This is a genomic window from Planococcus halotolerans, assembly GCF_003289955.1.
GTDB classification, from domain to species: Bacteria; Bacillota; Bacilli; order Bacillales_A; family Planococcaceae; genus Planococcus; species Planococcus halotolerans.
The window spans coordinates 39,613-57,142 of record NZ_QLZR01000006.1; the positions used below are offsets into that span (position 1 = coordinate 39,613).

A 17,530-nucleotide genomic window follows, 5' to 3' on the forward strand; every position below is an offset into this window, starting at 1 on the left:
GAACTTCAGAAAGGACGGGTACTATTGCTGAAAACAAAGTGGTTTACCCTTTTAATAATGGTAAGTCTTTTCCTTGCTGGCTGCGGGCAGGAAATAAAAGATCCCGTCAGTTGGGAAGTAGAGGATTTCACTTTTACCAATCAAGATAATGAAGAAGTCAGCCTGGCTGATCTGCAAGGCGAGGTTTGGTTAGCGGATTTTGTATTCACCAACTGTACGACAGTCTGCTTGCCGATGATGGCAAACATGACCGAATTGCAGGATCAGCTGAAGCAGGAAGGGCTGGATGTGAGAATCGTTTCTTTCAGCGTGGATCCGACAGTTGATACACCGGAAGTCTTAAAGTCGTATGCCGAGAATTACGGCGCGGACCTCAGCAGCTGGGACTTGCTGACAGGTTATTCTCCTGAAAAAATCGACGCATTCGCGATGAAAAGTTTTCAAAGCGTCGCCAGAAAACCAGCGAACGAAGACCAGGTTGTCCACGGCACATCTTTCTATCTCGTCGATCAGGAGGGTGTCGTCCGAAAATTTTATGACGGCATCAATCCGCCCACAGAAGAAATCATAAGTGATATCGAAATCCTTTTGGCGGAGGAATAAGCGATGAAAAAGACGAATATTTGGATCATTCTCGGTATTGTGGCTGCAGCTGCGTTTCTGATTTTCCTTTTTGTGCCGCGCGAGAATGTTCCCCCGCCTAATACAAGGGTAGTTTTGGAGCATACCTTCCGGACTTACATCGCCCCTTCATGCTTTCAAGAAGCGGACGCGACGAATTACCTTGAGGAATCGACCTTGCAGCAGGCCCGGGAACTGAATTATCCGCCGCATACAGAATGTACGGCTGAAGCTTTCGAAGGAAACGTGGAAAGCCGATTCACAAGCATTTTGAAAGAATTCGGTGTCATAGAAAAAGAATCAGGGGATTGGTAAAAAGAAAACAGGCCGCGGACAAATGTCCGCAGCCTGTTTTTTATATGGTCCGTCCGATGAATTTCACACAGACCGGTGATACAGTTTTTACTTCTTGCGTAAGTTCAATAGGCCGTCCATCTTCCAGTTTCAAAACTGTCAGTGAATCCGATTTCTCATTAGCTGCAATCAGCCATCCTCCACCAGGAACCAATGAGAAATGACGCGGCCCTGCACCGCCGCTGCTTGTGAATTCCGGGCTGTGAAGTTTGCCGCCTTCATCGATTTCGAAAGAGACGATGCTGTCGTGCCCTCTGTTTGAAGCGTAAAGGAATTTACCATCTTTTGATACAGCCACTTCGGCAGCAGTATTTTCTCCTTCAAAAGCAGTCGGCAAAAGTGATACTCGCTGAATTTGCTTAATTCCGCTTTCCCGCTCAAGCGAAAAAACTGTCATTGTTGAATCGAGTTCTCCAAGCGAATAAAACAACGGCAATTCCGGATGGAAAGCCAGGTGCCTCGGCCCGCTTCCCGGTTCGGCATCGTACGCATGGTCAAGCTCCAGTTTCCCGCTTTGCATATCAAGCCGATAAAAATAAATTGTATCCGTTCCCAGATCCGATACTGCAAACAATTCTTTTCCTGGAACCTGGATAATGGAATGCGGGTGGGCAGCATCCTGCCTTTCTTCGTTCGGTCCTGTTCCTTCATGCTGTACAGAATCGGCCATTTCACCGATTGCCCCGTCTTCTTTCAGTTCAAATACATTTACGTTGCCGCCGGAATAATTGACGGACAACAGCCATTTGCCGCTGCGGTCAATCGTGACATAAGCCGGATGATCGCCATTGCCGCTGCTGCGGCTGTACTCTTTTATCATTTCGCTATCCAAATTAAAATTATAGGATACCAGTTCACCGTTGAAGTCTTCACTGCCGGACACCGCCATTTCCTGTGACGGATGGATTGTGAGGAACGATGGACGTTCGATCCCGCTGACACCCGCTATCTCCTTCAGCTCTCCCGCATCCGTATCGAATTGCCACAGCTTGATGCCTTTTTCATCCCGAGTCGCATAAGATCCTGTAAGCACATGAAGAATTGCCAAACAAAACTCCTCCTTCTGCATCGCCGATTTCCACTCACCTTCGGCTAAAGTTATATATAGCCTATCAAACCGTATACATCTCGGCTACTTATAATATTTGACTAAAGAAAATCCACCCTCTAAAAGGTGGATAATCGCTTTATAAAAGAATGCTTGTCTGGATAAACAGTTGAACCATTATATAGAAGGCGATGGCATATTTTAAATTGAAACGGATGCCGTTGCGGATGCCGCTCAAGCCGTTCAAGCTGCTCAATATAATGACCGGCATGACAAAGGGCGACAGGATGATGGAAATAACACTGCCTGAAGTTACCGCAAGTACGATCAATTCAGGTGGATATGGCAAAACCGCCCCTTCCAGAATCCCCGTCACCAGTACAATGACCGGCAATGGACCCAATCCGATAAACCCGAGAATAATCAGGATGAACGGAAGCAGCAATAAAATATTCAGAAAAGGAACGAGTTCTGTGATGTAATCCATGACATCAATAACGTATGCGCCTGTGCCTGATTTATTCAACGCGTAAATCATCAATCCAGCAGACAACAGGATACTGAACTGCTGCGCCTGCCTGGAAATCCCGTTTGAGAAATACTTTTTGCCATCTGCCACATAATTCCCCACCCGCTTTTTAAGCAGGAAATAAAGCAATGTCCAAAACAGGATGACAAGTGGAATCACTACAAGAAAATCGATATTCCATACTTCGTGAATGAAAAAAATTGTACCGAACAGAGATACAAACAAGAAAGCGAATTCCGCTACATCCCGGTTCCATTTGCCTGTGTTCCGCGAGTTTTTGATCGCTTTGCCAATTTCAGTGCGCAGAACCGCCGAAAAGTCTTCCCCATCTCTTTTTTCCTGCCAATAGGCAAAAAACGCGCCAAGCAGACTTCCTCCAGCAGCTGCAGCAAAGCCCAGTAAAACTGACTTCCACAAAGTGGCGCCTAAAGCCTCCACAGCAAAAATAAAGCTCGGGATGCTGATGACCCATAGTGTGGACAAAGCAAAGCCACGCAAAATAGCAGTGCCTTTAAATTGCTCCCACGCCTCGCTTTTTTGCTCTTTCAAGAACGAATCAATGAAACTGTACATCATTGGAACCGCTCCAAACAGGAGGAAATGGGAAATGATTTGCGTCATCCCCGTTAACCCGAGGTAGAATTTCCGGCTTTCATTAAGAAATTTATGGCCATAACTCATTATTTCATCAATATAAGGTTCTTCGTTCAACACCCAGCTGATCATCGGCACAATTAGTAATAGCGAAATCAGGCTGCGCATCTGCAAAAAACCTTCAGCCAGACCATCTGCCAGAGAGCCCTCTGTAAACAGCATAACGCCGACCGCAATGGTGGACAGGAAAATTGGCAAATACATTTTATTGAGCGGCAGAAGAATCAGTCCGAAAATCAAAGTCATTAATCCCAGGACAGACAATATATTGAACAAAGTTCCATTAAAATAGAAATAAGTGATGAAATGAAGCAATGCATAAATCGATACCGAAAAGGTAAAACCTTTTACTGCAATACCTTTCATAGTCCCTCTTCCTTTCCGGTTTAATCCAAAGTTATCCTCTATTCTACACCTGTAAAGCACAATGAAAAGTTTACAGGTCTAAAAAAAGACATAAAATTAATTTTTTTAATAGGAATAGTTTTAATTCTATAATATTTAATGATATGCTGACTTCAAACAATCAATTATAATATATCTGGGATACGGGCGCACAGCGTTCCTCTGGATTTTCTTCATGAATTCCCGATGAAAAAAGCTGTATTCAATTCTTAACCGAAGGGCTAGTTTTTCAAGATAAATTAAGTCGTTTGATAGTATAGGAGGAAATAACGTGGGTGTAACTAGAGACTTTTTTATTGCTTTGTCCAAAAACCAATTATTGAACAGCGGTGCAAAAAAATGGGGCTTAAAACTAGGAGCCGGCAAAATGGTAGCCGGAACCGATATTGATAGTGTAATGAAATCGGTTAAAGAATTGAATAGCATGGGAATCAGTGCAACAATCGACAATCTCGGCGAATTCGTTTACAGCAGAGAAGAAGCGACTGTTGCCAAAGAAAACATATTGCACACAATCGAAGCTATTCAACAACATGGTGTCAACGCCCATATGTCGATAAAACTTACACAGATCGGCCTTGATGTCGATTATGGTTTCTGTCTGGACAATATCCGTGAGATTGCAGAAGCGGCTGCAAATTACGACATCTTCATCAATCTGGATATGGAAGATTACGCCCACTTGCAGCAGACACTTGATATCTTGTTTGCGCTCCGGGATAGCTATCCGAATGTCGGAACCGTTATACAAGCTTATCTGTATCGCTCAGAAAAAGACCTTGACCATCTGAAGGACGTACGTCTGCGTCTGGTAAAAGGTGCATACAAAGAAATTCCGGATGTTTCGCTGCAAAGCAAGCAGGACATCGATGAAAACTTCCTGAAATTGATCAAGCTCCGCCTTCGCGGGAAAGCGTTTACTTCCATCGCCACCCATGATCATAATATCATCAATGAAGTGAAGAAATTCGTAGCAGAAAACAATATCCCTCACGACCGTTTCGAATTCCAGATGCTTTACGGTTTCCGTACGGAAATGCAGAAGGAATTGGCTGCTGAAGGTTTCGCTTTCACGACTTATGTACCTTTCGGCCAGGACTGGTATGCCTACTTCATGAGACGTTTAGCGGAACGTCCGCAGAACATCAACCTTGCTCTGCGCGGCATTGTATCGAAATAAATGGAATAAATCATAAAAAGGAGACGTGGACAAAATCCGCGTCTCCTTTTATTTATCCTCGTCCAAGGTTCTAACGCGCAGTGGCGGCAGTTCCTGCGACAGCCGTTTGCGGTATTGTTCGTATTGCGGCGGCAGCTTAAGTTCCTGCCCCAATGATTCGACCGGTTCATCGACTGCGAATCCTGGTGGATCGGTGGCAATTTCAAAGAGGATGTCTCCGTACTCACGGAAGTAAATGGAATTGAAATAATTCCGATCCTGCACTGGAGTTACACCGAGCCTCCAGTTTTCAATCTTTTCCTTCCAATCGAGCTGGTCCGCATCGTCTTCAGCCCGCCAGGCAATGTGATGAACTGTGCCAACTCCCATTTGCCCGGTTCCTTGCCGCTCCGTCATGACATCTATGATATTGCCAATTTCCGCCGTCGACTTAAAGCGGATGATATTGCCCTCTTCGCCAACTTTTTCGAGGCCCATAACCGACTCCAGCAATTCCCATGTTTTTTCGGCATTGGCTGAAAAAAGAAGAGCTCCGGCAAATCCCTTGATGGCTGTTTCTCCCGTAATTTCACCGAAATCCCAAGAACTGTTTTCCCCTTCGGACCGTTCCACCAATTCCAGAAGCAGTCCATGCGGGTCTTCAAATCCTATATATTTCTCGTTGAATTTTTCATTTTCGATAAAAGGGATCCCGAATTTAGTTAGGCGCTTCTTCCAAAACTCCAGGCTGTTCGGCGGCACAGCAAACGCTGTCACCCCGACCTGTCCGTCTCCGACCCTTCCGCGGTAGGCATTGCCCCAAGGGAAAAAGGTCATAATTGTTCCCGGTGCCCCTTCACTATTGCCGAAATAGAGATGATAAGTTCCCGGATCATCAAAATTGATTGTTTTTTTCGTCAGGCGCAATCCTAAAACACCTGCATAGAAATCCACGTTTTGCTGCGCATCGCCAACAATGGCGGTGATGTGGTGAATTCCTGAAATTTTATTCGCCATTAACTATCCGCTCCTTTTCTTAACGCTTTCCGTCTATCATCATACCAAGTAGCTATCTCGAATCACAGGCAGTCGACATTGCAGTATAGACTTTTGTTATTCCGGTTTGTTTTTATCATGCTTTTTCTTCTTAGCTTGTTCGTGTTCACCAGCTTCCTCTAATTCTTCTATCTCCTTCTGTTTATCTTTTTCGATTTCTGCTTTCCGCTGTTTTTCTTCCTTTTTATTGTCCGCATGTTCTTCAGCCATATCTTTTTGGTGTTCTTTTACTTCCTCTATTTTCTCCATTTCTTCCTGATACTGCTCCTCCACATCGGAAGTACCAGGGATGAAAGGCTCTTCATTATAATCGGTCCGTTTGCCATAGCGCAGCATTTCATAGATGATCAATCCGTTATTTGGCATACCATTGGCTGTTTTCATGGGAACAACATCAAATAGGACATAATAGAATGCATAGAAGATAAATCGATTCCAGAATGTCCTATATTCTTCGAGCATATCATTCGCCAGCATGGCGTTGATGACCAATGCCACTATTACGTTCATTAGAATCGGGCCTGCATATAACATAATATAGGCGAATTTACCTTCCCTTTTCAAAGAATCGTAGGAAAACCAACTGTAAAGGTGATAATATTTCCGAATATCAAACATGCCGATTTTGACGACTCTTGGTCCGGACCCAACCGTCAGCCGGGGATTTTTTACACCGAGCAGCATGCTCACGATAACGTATCCCATCTCGCGAAGGAACACGACAACCGGGAGGATGATGAAGGCAGAAATTATCAACGACAATAAATCTCTGAAACCGAACATATAAAGCCCCCTATCGCTGACTAATCACCAATTAAGCATCACCTATTTATTTACCCCTTCTTTGCAAAAAGAACACCGATTTGGGTATATTACAATTTTTAGGCAGTTAGTCTCTTTCTTTATTACAATCATTACAGATAGGATGAACTTACTAGCCAGGAATCAACAGATCATGACGTTGGGATGTGCTTCATGAAAAAACCAGCTAACTTTATGTTAAATAGAATATGGATTTTTCCACTGCTCATCGTGTTGGCACTGCTGGCGTTTTTTTCTCTGGAAGACATGGTGACGCCAAAAGATGCTGTCGCTTCCAGAGAGCCAGCCGGGTCGGCAGTCTTTGTCCCGCCTCCTCATATAGAAGAAGTGCGGGCGGAAGTCACTGTAATTTCTGACCTTATTTACGAAGAGGATTCAGGCGCGCTTCTCGACCTTTATATTCCCGCAACCCTCGATGAACCGGTACCGGTGATTTTGTGGATTCACGGAGGCGGCTATGTTGGCGGATCAAAAGACAGCCGGCGTGATTATGCGATGACGCTTGCCCATGACGGCTATCTCGTAGCCAATATGGATTACAGCCTTGCCCCTGAACAGCTTTATCCCGGACCAATTTTCCAGGCCAACGCCGCGCTGGAATATCTCCAGAAGCATGCCGCTGATTTTGGCGGCGACATGAATCGTGTATTTATTGGCGGCGATTCTGCCGGTGCGCAAATTGCAAGCCAGCTCAGCGCGGTTATCTCCAATAGTGGGTTGGCAGATAGAATGGAAATTATGCCGGCCATCGATCCGGAAAAGTTGCGCGGCGCTATATTGTTTTGCGGTTTATACAATATGGCCACAGTCAGTGATACCGGATTTCCCAATATCGATTACTTTTTGAATAACTATACAGGAACCGCTGCATTCGAAAGCTTCATCGATTTGGAAGAGCTGTCTACGGTCCGGCACGTTACGCCGTATTTCCCGGATACGTTCATTTCAGTGGGAGATGGTGATCCACTGGCTCCGCAATCAGTCGAACTTGCAAAAGCAATCCGATCACAAGGGATAGCGGTAGAAACGATGTTCTTTGAGGGTTCGGAAAAGAATCTGCAGCACGAGTTCCAGTATGCGCTAGACACACTTGATGCACAGGAAACTTTGAGCAAAACTTTAAATTTCCTCTCAATTAACAGCAGATAAAAAGACTCCAAACGAGCGGAAAATCGCTCATTTGGAGTCTTTTCTAGTTCTGGCTCAATAATTTTTCAGATGCTGCTGCCGATTTCGGGCTTGGCGCATCCACTTTCGCTTTGCGTCCCGCCGGAATCATATTAAAAACGATATTCAATACAATCGCCGTTATACTGCCTGCGACTATGCCATTGCTCGTCAAGATCTGAAAGCTTGGCGGCACCAATGCAAAAATTTCAGGAACAACCGTCACCCCTAGCCCAATACCAACCGAACAGGCAACAATCATGGAGTTTTCCGTGGATTCACCCATCACTTTACCCAGCATTTTTATCCCTTGGGAAATGACCATGCCGAACATTGCCAGCATAGCACCTCCAAGGACAGCTGTCGGGATGATGGTCGTCATAGCTGCAATTTTCGGCACAAAGCCAAGTGTGATGAGCATCATCGCAGCGATGAAAATTATTTTTCTAGATTTGACTCCCGACATTTGAATCAGCCCGACATTCTGAGAAAATGCCGTGTAAGGGAAAGCATTAAAAATGCCGCCCATCACTATGGCCAAGCCTTCCGCCCGGTAGCCTTTCGCCAAATCCCTTTGTTCCAATTTCTTTTTCGTGATATCGCTCAATGCGAAATAGACGCCCGTCGATTCAACCAGCGACACCATCGCCACCAAAGTCATTGTCAGAATGGCGGACCATTCGAAGGTCGGCATGCCGAAATAAAACGGTTTGACCATGTGAAAATACGAAGCTTCGGCGATTGGCGCAAAATTGACCAACCCCATAAATCCGGCAACGAACGTTCCACCAACAAGTCCGAGCAAAATCGAAATGGCTCTGACGAAGCCGGTCGAAAATTTATAAAGCAAAATGATAAACAGCAACGTGCCGAATGCCAATGAAATATTAGCTGTGGAACCGAAATCGGCTCCCCCCTGTCCGCCGCCCATATTATTGATGGCTACAGGGATTAACGTAATCCCGATAATCGTTACGACAGAACCTGTGACAATCGGCGGAAAGAAACGCACAAGACTGCCAAAGACACTGCTGATCAAGACAACAAATAGACCAGAAGCTATAATCGCTCCATAAATCACGGAAATCCCGAATTCGCCTCCGATGGCAATCATCGGTCCAACGGCTGTAAACGTACAGCCGAGCACGACCGGCAGTCCGATACCGAAAAAGCGGTTGCTGACAATCTGCAGAAGTGTTGCAATCCCGCACAGTAAAATATCGATTGAGACCAAGTACGTCAATTGTTCAGAGTTGAGGCCCAGTGCCCCTCCGACTATCAACGGAACCAATACGGCTCCGGCATACATCGCCAGTACATGCTGCAGCCCTAAAGCGGATTCGCCTAATAATTTTTTCATCGGACAGTCGCCTCCTCAAAAAACTCTACTTTGCCATTTTCCATTGTCTTGATGTTCGCCAGCGTTTCCACACGGATTCCGCGTTCGCGGATCGTTTTCCCGCCTGGCTGGAAACCCTTTTCAATGACGATGCCGACACCAGCAAGTGATGCGCCAGCCTGTTCAATAATTTCCAATAGCCCAAGAACCGCCTGTCCATTTGCCAGAAAATCATCCAGGATGAGGACCACGTCGTCTTTATCCAGAAAATCCTTTGAAACCGCAATCTCACTGGTCACGTTTTTTGTAAACGAATGGACGCTTGCCGTATATAAATGGTCCGTCAAAGTAAGTGATTTGCTCTTGCGGGCAAAGACAGGCTTAACCCCCATTTTCAGCCCAGCCATCATAGCGGGCGCAATCCCTGAAGATTCAATCGTCAGTATTTTTGTGACGCCGGATCCTGCAAAGCGTGATGCAAATTCTTCTCCGATTGCATCCATCAGCACCGGGTCGATTTGGTGATTGAGGAAAGAATCCACTTTCAGTACCGATTCCGATAACACTCTTCCTTCTGATACTATTTTCTCCTGTAACTGCTTCATATCGCTGGTTCCCCTTTCGTCACGGCCAAGGGCATAAAAAATAGCCCTCAGAACCGTGCATCCATTCATAACCATGAGCGGAGCAATGTCCTTCGAGCTAAATTCGAAAGGAAACGCAAAGAAATATGCGCCAAAAAGGGCATAGTCCATCGTTTCGTTGCTTCTCATAGTCGGTTTATTTACGGTAAACCGGTAGAAACTCGCAGGCCATATCCCCGCTATTATATGAGTGAATATTCTTTTAGAATGGTCCAATTATAGCACGTGGAAATGATCAATCAAGAGGCGTATGAAATGTAAAAATTTTCAGACATTAGATCATCACTGAATTCTTAACAAGTTTAATCATTAAAGGAAATTCAGGACAGCTTCACTTAAACAGGATGGACGACTTATTCCCAACCTTTTTAAATGAAAAAAGTCGGAATTGATTGATTTTATTTAAATCTGACTATATATTTAGAGAGGCGAAATAACATTCCTCAGAAAAGAGTGTATTATATGAAATCCTGGTTTATGGACTGGAAGATTAAAGTCCTTTCCTTTAATCGAAATGTTAAACTGTTTATGCTCGCCAATGTCCTGATCCAAATCGGGCTGGGCGTTTTCATGGTGATGTATAACCTCTATATAAAAGAACTTGGCATGCCCGAAACCGTTAACGGCAAAGTGATTTCGATGACAGCTCTGGCTTCTGCCATCATGCTGATTCCAGCAGGTTTCCTGAGCGATAAAATCGGACGCAAATGGATTATCATTGCCGGTGCTTTGTTCGGCGCCGCCACTTTATACTATCGAAGCTTCGCGGTTCTTGAATCCCCTCTTGTTACTGCCGCTTTTTTCACCGGTCTTTTCATGGCATTCGTCCAAGTATCCGGTGTGCCGCTTCTCGCCGAGAACTCAAGATCTTCTGAGCGGGTACATATGTTCAGCATCTATTTTGCTTTGATGACGGCCGCAAATGTTGTGGGCAGCCTGCTTGGAGGTGTCGTATCCGACGTTTTCCAGGTCTATCTGTCGATGCCGGCGGTCGAAGCCATCCGCTGGTCGCTGCTTTTTGGCGCAACCCTTTTCACAGCAGGGCTATTGCCTTTATTCAAGTTGAACAATAAAGTACCGGAACCTTCCGAAAAAGTGGAAACCCGAATTGATATCGAACCTGATGATCCCGGATTAAAACGCAATTTGATCGTTATTTTCCACTTCTCATTCGCCAGCCTGCTGATCGGCCTCGGCTCCGGTTTGGTTGTGCCCTATCTGAATCTTTATTTTGCGAACCGCTTTGATGCTTCCAATGCCTATATCGGCCTGGTGCTTTCACTCGGTTCTGCCATGACCGCTGTCGCCATGCTGATTGGTCCGATGCTCGTCCGGCGGGTAGGCAAAGTAAAAGCTTTAATCATTTTTCAGGTCCTGTCGATTCCATTTCTGATCCTAACCGCGTATACCACTTCTCTATTTTTGGCTTCTTTAGGGTTTTTACTGCGCCAGGCATTGATGAATGCAGGTAATCCCATCCAAAGCGCTGTTGCAATGGAAGTGGTGCACGATAAATACAAAGGGCTTGCGAATTCCGTGAACCAGATGGTCTTCAATGTAGGCTGGGCTACCATGGGCCCGGTTGCGGCTGGTCTGGTCATTGCTTTCGGTTCGTATTGGGGCTACGCCTATGCATTCTCGATTACAGCCGGCTTGTATATCATTTCGTCCACTTATTACTACTTTATCTTTGGCAGACGGAAGTTGAGTGAGGAGTAAACAGAAAAGCACCGGCCCCTTCGGGGTCCGGTGCTTTCTGTTTAATTATTAATATACTTTTCAAATACGTCCCCGAAATCTTTCACATGATACTGATTTCTGACAGAAGTCAGCCAGGTAAATCCGAAATCCGTCAGTTTTGAATACTGTTCGTCAAGCGCCACGTTTGAAGGACGGGAACTTTGAAGAATTCCTGCCGCTTTATCGAGGCTTTGGTTGGCCATATCAATTACAATACCATTTTCGTATGTCATTTCCGCAATGCGCAATAAAGATTTATACAAATCCTTCAATTGTTCAATCTGGCTTTTCTGAACGTCGATCTGAAATTGTTCAGCTCCCAATTTGAAAGTAATCTCTACATCGATATCTATTTTCCCAGCGGTCTCCAAAAAAACATCGGAAATCGGATGTCTTGAATAAGGATAGCGTTTTAACGTTCTTTTCGAAGATACCGCGCTTTCCCCGTCTACATGGATTAAAGCAAGATTCGTAAAACAATATTCATCCGCTCTTGTTTTGATAAGGAAATATATCTTTTCCTGATCTTCATGCATGACATAATCATCCGAATCCGTTTTATCGAAATCTTTAGGGTCGATTATTTTTCCGACATCACTTAAACCCAAAGCGTCTGACGCCATTTTCTTGAACATTTCATTTCCCCCTTCTTCTATTGAGAACACTTATAGCTTCATTTTATCAAACACTCCTGATTTAGCTACACTCAACCTGTCATCTAATCTGTAAATTATTATTAAGAAAAAAGCTGTTCCGCAAATCCGCTTAAGGATTATTGGAACAGCTTTTTCAATTGATTTTTATATCACTCCATTGGCGCAATAATAGAATTCACATACTCAGAAACCTGTTGTATGTTCGGACCGTTATGCCGCCCGTTCCCTGGTTACTTTGGCAAGACAGTCAGCAGCTTTCACAAACAGCTAATTTTAATTTGCATTTTTTACTTATCGCCTCTTCGCCTTATAAGTGAACTCAAGCTCAACTGTTTTTCCGGCACCCATTCTCACATGAAATTCCAAAGTACGCGAAGCTTTTACTTCATAATCATGGGTCGAGGATTCCATTTCCCATATAGGGTCGCTGACTAAATGATCGACAAGTACAGCAACATTTTTCTGCTTGCTGTTTTTAATTCTGTAGACGAAAGTAACGTACTCTGAACCGCCTGTAACTTTCCGGCTCTTTTCAAATGACTTATTGGTTAAGTCGAAAGTTTTGCCAATCGTTACTACAATTTTCTCCTTGGCTGACATATGGCTGATTTCATCTTCTCCGAGAAATTCCAACTCTCCATTCCCGCCATGCCCATAAAATTTTATGATTCCTTGTGGAAGCGGAATATTCAATCCCGGATCAGTGGCATTTCCTAACTGAAGCTGTATTGATGCATTCTCTTGCCGATCTTCAATTCTGTATGTTTTTTGAAAAGCAGCATGCTGATTATGGAGAAATCGGACCTGTTTAAATCCGCCTTCTGCAATCGAGAACGTTCCGTCCAGTTCGTAGACATTTCCTTCAGAAAAGCCATATGGTTTCAGCTCTCCGGAGGGGTCTTTTGCATTGAACCGGCTGTTCTCCATGAGGGGAACCCCTTCACCGGATCTTTTCAAAATACCGGCAACCGCTCTTATTTGGCAGTTTTCAAAATCTCCTCCGGCATAGTTTGTAATTTTTATCCAGCCATTCAATATCATTTCTTCATCCAAAAGTTCAGCAGTATAGTTCGCTTCCCAATTGAGGCCTGAAACCAGATAGTGCAAGCCGACATCTGTATCTTCATGCAAAGTTTCGATGCGGCAGGATATTGCAGGATCGATTTGAATTTCGACGCCTTTTGATGGCAGAATAATATGTCCACCAGGGTTAACAAAGATTTCATCGGTACCTTCAATTTTCCCTATAAAATCGAATCCAGCCTTAAGCAAACGAACCTTCGTTTCAGTGCCCGATTCCAAATTTCCCACAGTAACTACCCGGCCAATATACTTTTTCAACAACTGCTCTTTATCTGTTATGCCCCGTTCGTAATCCTGTTCCAGGACAGCAGCCCCTTTGACGAAAAAGGAATCCGCTTCAATTCCAGCCGGAAGGTCCCCGATGACCAAGTGATTGATTTCTGTTTCAAACTGCAGGCTTCTAACCTCCCTGACAGCCGCGAAATCATTATAAATTGTCAGTGCAAGTAATTTTCTGCTGTCCTTTCCTGACTGGAATTTCATTAGGCACCTCCATTTCAACGATTGAAGTAATTCCTCAAGTATTGGATTGTTTCCTCCCGGCAACCGTCCGTCAATGGCGATCTTTTGGCATGTACGAGATCCCCGTAAAGCAAGTCATCAAGAAACCGTACTTCTTCCGCATATATTTTATCTTGCCCTGCATCCAGCACTTCCAAATTCACATAAATGGAATTTCCCTGTTCTGTATAATCGATTATTGTAACTTGATTGCCCATATTGCCCTCCCGGAACTTCTGTTCAGCTGTGTTCATTTTAAATTATCCCTATAAGAGAATTTTATCACTTTCAGATTTTATTGCCATAAATATCTGATTATTCTAACTATAATTTTCAAAGAAATTAAAAAGCCGTCTAAGGAAGCAGTGTTGCTGTTCCTAAACGGCCTTGAATTGAATTCATACTAGTATAGGCTTCCTTCACCGACCAGCAGCTCAGGAAAATCTTTTTCAATCATTTCTTCAAGTTGATATTCCTGCAAGATTTCAAGCAGCTCTTCTTCATCAGCTTTGCAATAATCCAATAACTCATTTTTGTCGGGGCCTTTAAACTGCAAAATATATTTCTTCCGGCCGTTTTTGGCTATCACATAAATATCCATCGGCCCATAATTTTTGATTGTCCTAAAATCCTGATTTTCGATTACAGACGCTGCATCCATTTTATCCAGATGCGTATAGATGAATGCCTCAGACCTTTTTACTTCCGCAGAAATAAAACTCATTTTTGCGTGATGCCTGTTGATGAAGCGCTCGGACAATTGCTGATGAAACGTAATCGTTTCCCATTCCACCTTGGTCCGGTATTTTTCAATAAATAATTCAGACAGGATTTGGTGGCGGGTTACAGCAATCCAGTCCACCTGCTCAGAATGACGGTCGATCAATGACATCGGCAAATGCTGGCAGACTGACAGGGAAGGCCATGACAGTTTATCGCTGTGCCGCTCGATAAAGGCAGGTGAAAGTCCTTTTGACTTCAGCAATTCTTTTTTACGGGATACTATTTCCCAATACTGTTTAGAATTGAACGGGCTTGCTTCATTTTCCAGCGTTTTAGCTTGCCGTTTACTCAGTTTCCCCAGTTCCGGCTCCCACATTTCGGCCTTTGCGAATTCCTCGATAAATGCTTCTGAGACTTTTTGGGTCCGGATCACTTCATCCCAATATAAGCGTCCACTGAATTCACGGATAAATTCTTCCGACAATTGCTGATGGCCCGAAACAAGATACCAGTTAACCTGCGCTTCATTGTCGCGGATGAATTTCTCCGATAAATTTTCTGTTTCGCATATTGTATTCCACGAGACCGAACGCTTGTCTTTAATCGCTCTCGCTTCCATTAATTCGTTTAAATCACCAAACATTGCGTCCACTCTCTTTTCAAATAATATTCCGTTCTCCTCGTTCTTCGGCGACTGGCTGATTATACAAATAAAGCCCGCATACCGGCATAAACCGAAATGCGGGAAGTAGAGTCTTTTGATCATTTCTGCTGGTTCTCGGCAGTTTTCCGTCTATTTAAGTTGTTATAGAAGAGACGAATGATTTTATTGGCCGATTGCTTCTTCCGCACTTCCAAATCAATAGCTTGATATAGTTTTTCCTTATAGTAGCTGCTATTCGTATCCTTCTCTCTTATGTTAACTCTCTTATTCCACAAAGAAAAGAACTAAAACATAAATATGTTGTTTTTGATACTAAATTGACTCCTTATTATCCTAAAACACTCATTGCTGAAGCTGAAGAAAGAAAAGAATAGCAAGTGAAAAACCTGCTGAGAATTTCCAGCAGGTTTCGAATTTCTTCTATTAGTAGAAAAGTAACAAACTACTTTTTCTTCTGTACAATTGCTACCGTACATCTTGATACGCAAATTAGCCTATCTTCTTCATCCACAATTTTAATATCCCATACCATCGTCGTGCGCCCTTTATGCAGAGGAGTTCCAACAGCAGTAACAATACCGTCACACTTTCCTCTAATGTGATTGGCATTGATCTCAAGCCCTACCGCGATTTCGTTTTCCTGATCAATGAGATGCCAGGTTCCTACACTCGCAACCGTTTCGGCAAGTACGACGGAAGCTCCGCCATGAAGCTGGCCAAAAGGCTGATGTGTTGAAGAATTGACCGGCATGGTCGCTGTTACTTTATCTTCCGTTATTTCTCCCATTTCAATCCCCAAAACACCAGCAATCGTTTCTTCCACAGGTTTAATCTGCACAGTGAATCCCCCTTTTTGATAGTCGCATGTTTCTGATGTAATCATGGCAAATATTACAACTATTGGCAATGACTTTTCCTGATTCACCTCTATATTAAAGAGAAAAACTTCAACTACCCCTTCCTTACCCTCTCAAACCTTTTTTTCATTTTTGTAATCTAATTGTAACAATAAATCGTATTGCCTATTCTATTCGGTACAGATAGAATAGAGAGTACTAAAATTACTAAGTATACTTTACTGTTTAACTATAAAAAATTACCATATAAAGGGAGAGAAACTATGAATAAAATTGCCTTTTCAGTAATTGCATCCGGCTCCTTGGCTCTTTTAATCGGAGTTGCAGATGCAGAAGCAAGTTCCACTTATACTATTAAATCCGGCGACAGCCTGTGGAAGATCGCCAGCCAGCATAATGTTTCAGTAGCTAACTTGAAGACCTGGAATAACCTTTCATCTGACGCTATTTTCCCAAACCAGGTTCTCAAAGTGGCAGCCGCCGCAACCGGCAGTTCAACTACTGCGCCTGCGCCTGCTCCAGCTCCTTCACAGCCAGTCAGCAATGCGACTAGTACATATACAGTAAAATCGGGCGATACTTTATCTAAAATTGCTTCCTTACATAAAACAACTGTCAGCAAAATTCAGCAACTCAATAAAATTTCCGGCCATCTGATTTATCCGGGACAAAAACTTATGGTCAGCGCAGCTGCTTCTGCTCCTGCAGTGACTGCACCAAAACCGCCGGTTACAGCGGCTCCGGCTCCGGCACCAGCTCCAGCGGCAGGAACTGCCAGAACCTATAAAGTTGTCAGCGGCGATACATTAACAGGAATCGCATACCGCAACGGTATTTCTGTAACTCAGTTAATGAACTGGAACGGCCTTACTTCCAGCATGATTCGTGTTGGCCAGGTCCTTAAAATTGAAAATTCCACAGTGGCACCTTCAACAACACCAGTATCCAACCCGGCTCCGCCGGCAGCAACTGATACAGTGGGCAAAATTGTGGAAACGGCAAAATCGCTTGTCGGTACCCCTTATGTGTGGGGCGGCTCGACTGCCAGCGGATTCGACTGCAGCGGCTTCATCTATTATGTGTATAACCAAGCCGGCGTTAAAATTCCACGCACCAGTACAACTGGATACGATTCACGTTCATACGACATCAGCTCCCCACAAGTCGGCGATTTAGTGTTCTTCGAAAACACATACCGAGCGGGAATCTCCCACATGGGCATCTATATCGGCAACAATCAGTTCATCCATGCAGGCGGCGACAAAGTCCAAATCACAAGTTTGGACAATAGTTACTGGAGCAAGCACTTCGCTGGCTACAAACGTCTTTATGCAATGGATTAATTTCAAATTTCAGCCTCTCTTCCGTAAAACCGGAGGAGAGGTTTTTTATTTTAATGGTCGATTATGTGAATAAAATCTTTTCTTTAATTATAATGATTATCATTTAGAATTGATTTTAATTTGAAAAATGTTATTATTAAATAGTAAAGTTTAAAAAAATGAGAA

At 43.9% G+C, this 17,530-nt stretch carries 17 protein-coding genes and 1 riboswitch; of the genes, 6 read left to right on the forward strand and 11 right to left on the reverse strand.

From position 1 onward, the window contains the following. Nucleotides 1-57: 57 nt before the first annotated feature. Complete coding sequence (locus DP120_RS13620) at nucleotides 58-603, forward strand: SCO family protein (protein WP_233786178.1); 546 nt, start codon at nucleotides 58-60, stop codon at nucleotides 601-603. Nucleotides 604-606: 3 nt separating this feature from the next. Then, complete coding sequence (locus DP120_RS13625; protein WP_112224224.1) at nucleotides 607-936, forward strand: hypothetical protein; 330 nt, start codon at nucleotides 607-609, stop codon at nucleotides 934-936. 40 nt (nucleotides 937-976) lie between these two features. Here DP120_RS13625 and DP120_RS13630 read toward each other — a convergent pair whose 3' ends face one another. Then, entirely contained in the window at nucleotides 977-2,023 is a 1,047-nt protein-coding gene (locus DP120_RS13630; RefSeq protein WP_112224225.1) for a lactonase family protein, read from the reverse strand. Nucleotides 2,024-2,162: 139 nt separating this feature from the next. Continuing rightward, a complete protein-coding gene (locus tag DP120_RS13635) occupies nucleotides 2,163-3,572 on the reverse strand; it encodes a hypothetical protein (RefSeq protein WP_112224226.1) in 1,410 nt (469 codons plus the stop codon). A gap of 310 nt (nucleotides 3,573-3,882) precedes the next feature. On the opposite strand from DP120_RS13635, the gene DP120_RS13640 reads away from it, so the two are divergent. Next, on the forward strand, nucleotides 3,883-4,791 hold the full coding sequence (locus DP120_RS13640; protein WP_112224227.1) for a proline dehydrogenase family protein: 909 nt from the start codon (nucleotides 3,883-3,885) through the stop codon (nucleotides 4,789-4,791). Between the two features lie 48 nt (nucleotides 4,792-4,839). On the opposite strand, the gene DP120_RS13645 is transcribed toward DP120_RS13640, so the two are convergent. Together DP120_RS13645 and DP120_RS13650 are read right to left on the reverse strand one after the other, a co-directional pair. Further along, nucleotides 4,840-5,787 (reverse strand): ring-cleaving dioxygenase, encoded by a 948-nt coding sequence (locus tag DP120_RS13645; RefSeq protein ID WP_112224228.1) that lies wholly within the window; start codon nucleotides 5,785-5,787, stop codon nucleotides 4,840-4,842. Between the two features lie 96 nt (nucleotides 5,788-5,883). Beyond that, nucleotides 5,884-6,609: a hypothetical protein gene (locus DP120_RS13650; protein ID WP_112224229.1), complete on the reverse strand. Its 726-nt coding sequence runs from the start codon at nucleotides 6,607-6,609 to the stop codon at nucleotides 5,884-5,886. Nucleotides 6,610-6,822: 213 nt separating this feature from the next. Here DP120_RS13650 and DP120_RS13655 point away from each other — a divergent pair, with 213 nt between their 5' ends. Next, nucleotides 6,823-7,797 carry an alpha/beta hydrolase gene (locus DP120_RS13655; RefSeq protein WP_240612019.1) on the forward strand — a complete coding sequence of 325 codons (975 nt, stop codon included), beginning with the start codon at nucleotides 6,823-6,825 and terminating at the stop codon, nucleotides 7,795-7,797. Between the two features lie 43 nt (nucleotides 7,798-7,840). On the opposite strand, the gene DP120_RS13660 is transcribed toward DP120_RS13655, so the two are convergent. Beyond that, entirely contained in the window at nucleotides 7,841-9,175 is a 1,335-nt protein-coding gene (locus tag DP120_RS13660; RefSeq protein WP_112224230.1) for a nucleobase:cation symporter-2 family protein, read from the reverse strand. Then, entirely contained in the window at nucleotides 9,172-9,759 is a 588-nt protein-coding gene (locus tag DP120_RS13665) for a xanthine phosphoribosyltransferase (protein WP_112224378.1), read from the reverse strand. The genes DP120_RS13660 and DP120_RS13665 overlap by 4 nt, the downstream gene beginning before the upstream one ends. Nucleotides 9,760-9,906: 147 nt before the next feature. Beyond that, nucleotides 9,907-10,008, reverse strand: a riboswitch (purine riboswitch). Between the two features lie 252 nt (nucleotides 10,009-10,260). Between DP120_RS13665 and DP120_RS13670 the strand changes: the two genes are divergently transcribed. Then, a complete protein-coding gene (locus DP120_RS13670; protein ID WP_112224231.1) occupies nucleotides 10,261-11,517 on the forward strand; it encodes an MFS transporter in 1,257 nt (418 codons plus the stop codon). 41 nt (nucleotides 11,518-11,558) lie between these two features. On the opposite strand, the gene DP120_RS13675 is transcribed toward DP120_RS13670, so the two are convergent. The 5 genes from DP120_RS13675 to DP120_RS13695 form a co-directional block, all read right to left on the reverse strand. After that, nucleotides 11,559-12,173 carry a PH domain-containing protein gene (locus DP120_RS13675; RefSeq protein WP_112224232.1) on the reverse strand — a complete coding sequence of 205 codons (615 nt, stop codon included), beginning with the start codon at nucleotides 12,171-12,173 and terminating at the stop codon, nucleotides 11,559-11,561. Between the two features lie 312 nt (nucleotides 12,174-12,485). Beyond that, nucleotides 12,486-13,760, reverse strand: coding sequence for a DUF4139 domain-containing protein (locus DP120_RS13680; protein WP_112224233.1), 1,275 nt, complete (start codon nucleotides 13,758-13,760; stop codon nucleotides 12,486-12,488). Between the two features lie 14 nt (nucleotides 13,761-13,774). Continuing rightward, nucleotides 13,775-13,996 (reverse strand): hypothetical protein, encoded by a 222-nt coding sequence (locus tag DP120_RS13685; RefSeq protein ID WP_112224379.1) that lies wholly within the window; start codon nucleotides 13,994-13,996, stop codon nucleotides 13,775-13,777. A gap of 185 nt (nucleotides 13,997-14,181) precedes the next feature. Then, nucleotides 14,182-15,144: a hypothetical protein gene (locus tag DP120_RS13690; protein WP_112224234.1), complete on the reverse strand. Its 963-nt coding sequence runs from the start codon at nucleotides 15,142-15,144 to the stop codon at nucleotides 14,182-14,184. A 463-nt stretch (nucleotides 15,145-15,607) separates the two neighbouring features. Further along, nucleotides 15,608-16,003 carry a hotdog fold thioesterase gene (locus tag DP120_RS13695; RefSeq protein ID WP_112224235.1) on the reverse strand — a complete coding sequence of 132 codons (396 nt, stop codon included), beginning with the start codon at nucleotides 16,001-16,003 and terminating at the stop codon, nucleotides 15,608-15,610. 282 nt (nucleotides 16,004-16,285) lie between these two features. Here DP120_RS13695 and DP120_RS13700 point away from each other — a divergent pair, with 282 nt between their 5' ends. Beyond that, nucleotides 16,286-17,365, forward strand: coding sequence for a C40 family peptidase (locus tag DP120_RS13700; RefSeq protein WP_112224236.1), 1,080 nt, complete (start codon nucleotides 16,286-16,288; stop codon nucleotides 17,363-17,365). Nucleotides 17,366-17,530 lie beyond the last annotated feature (165 nt).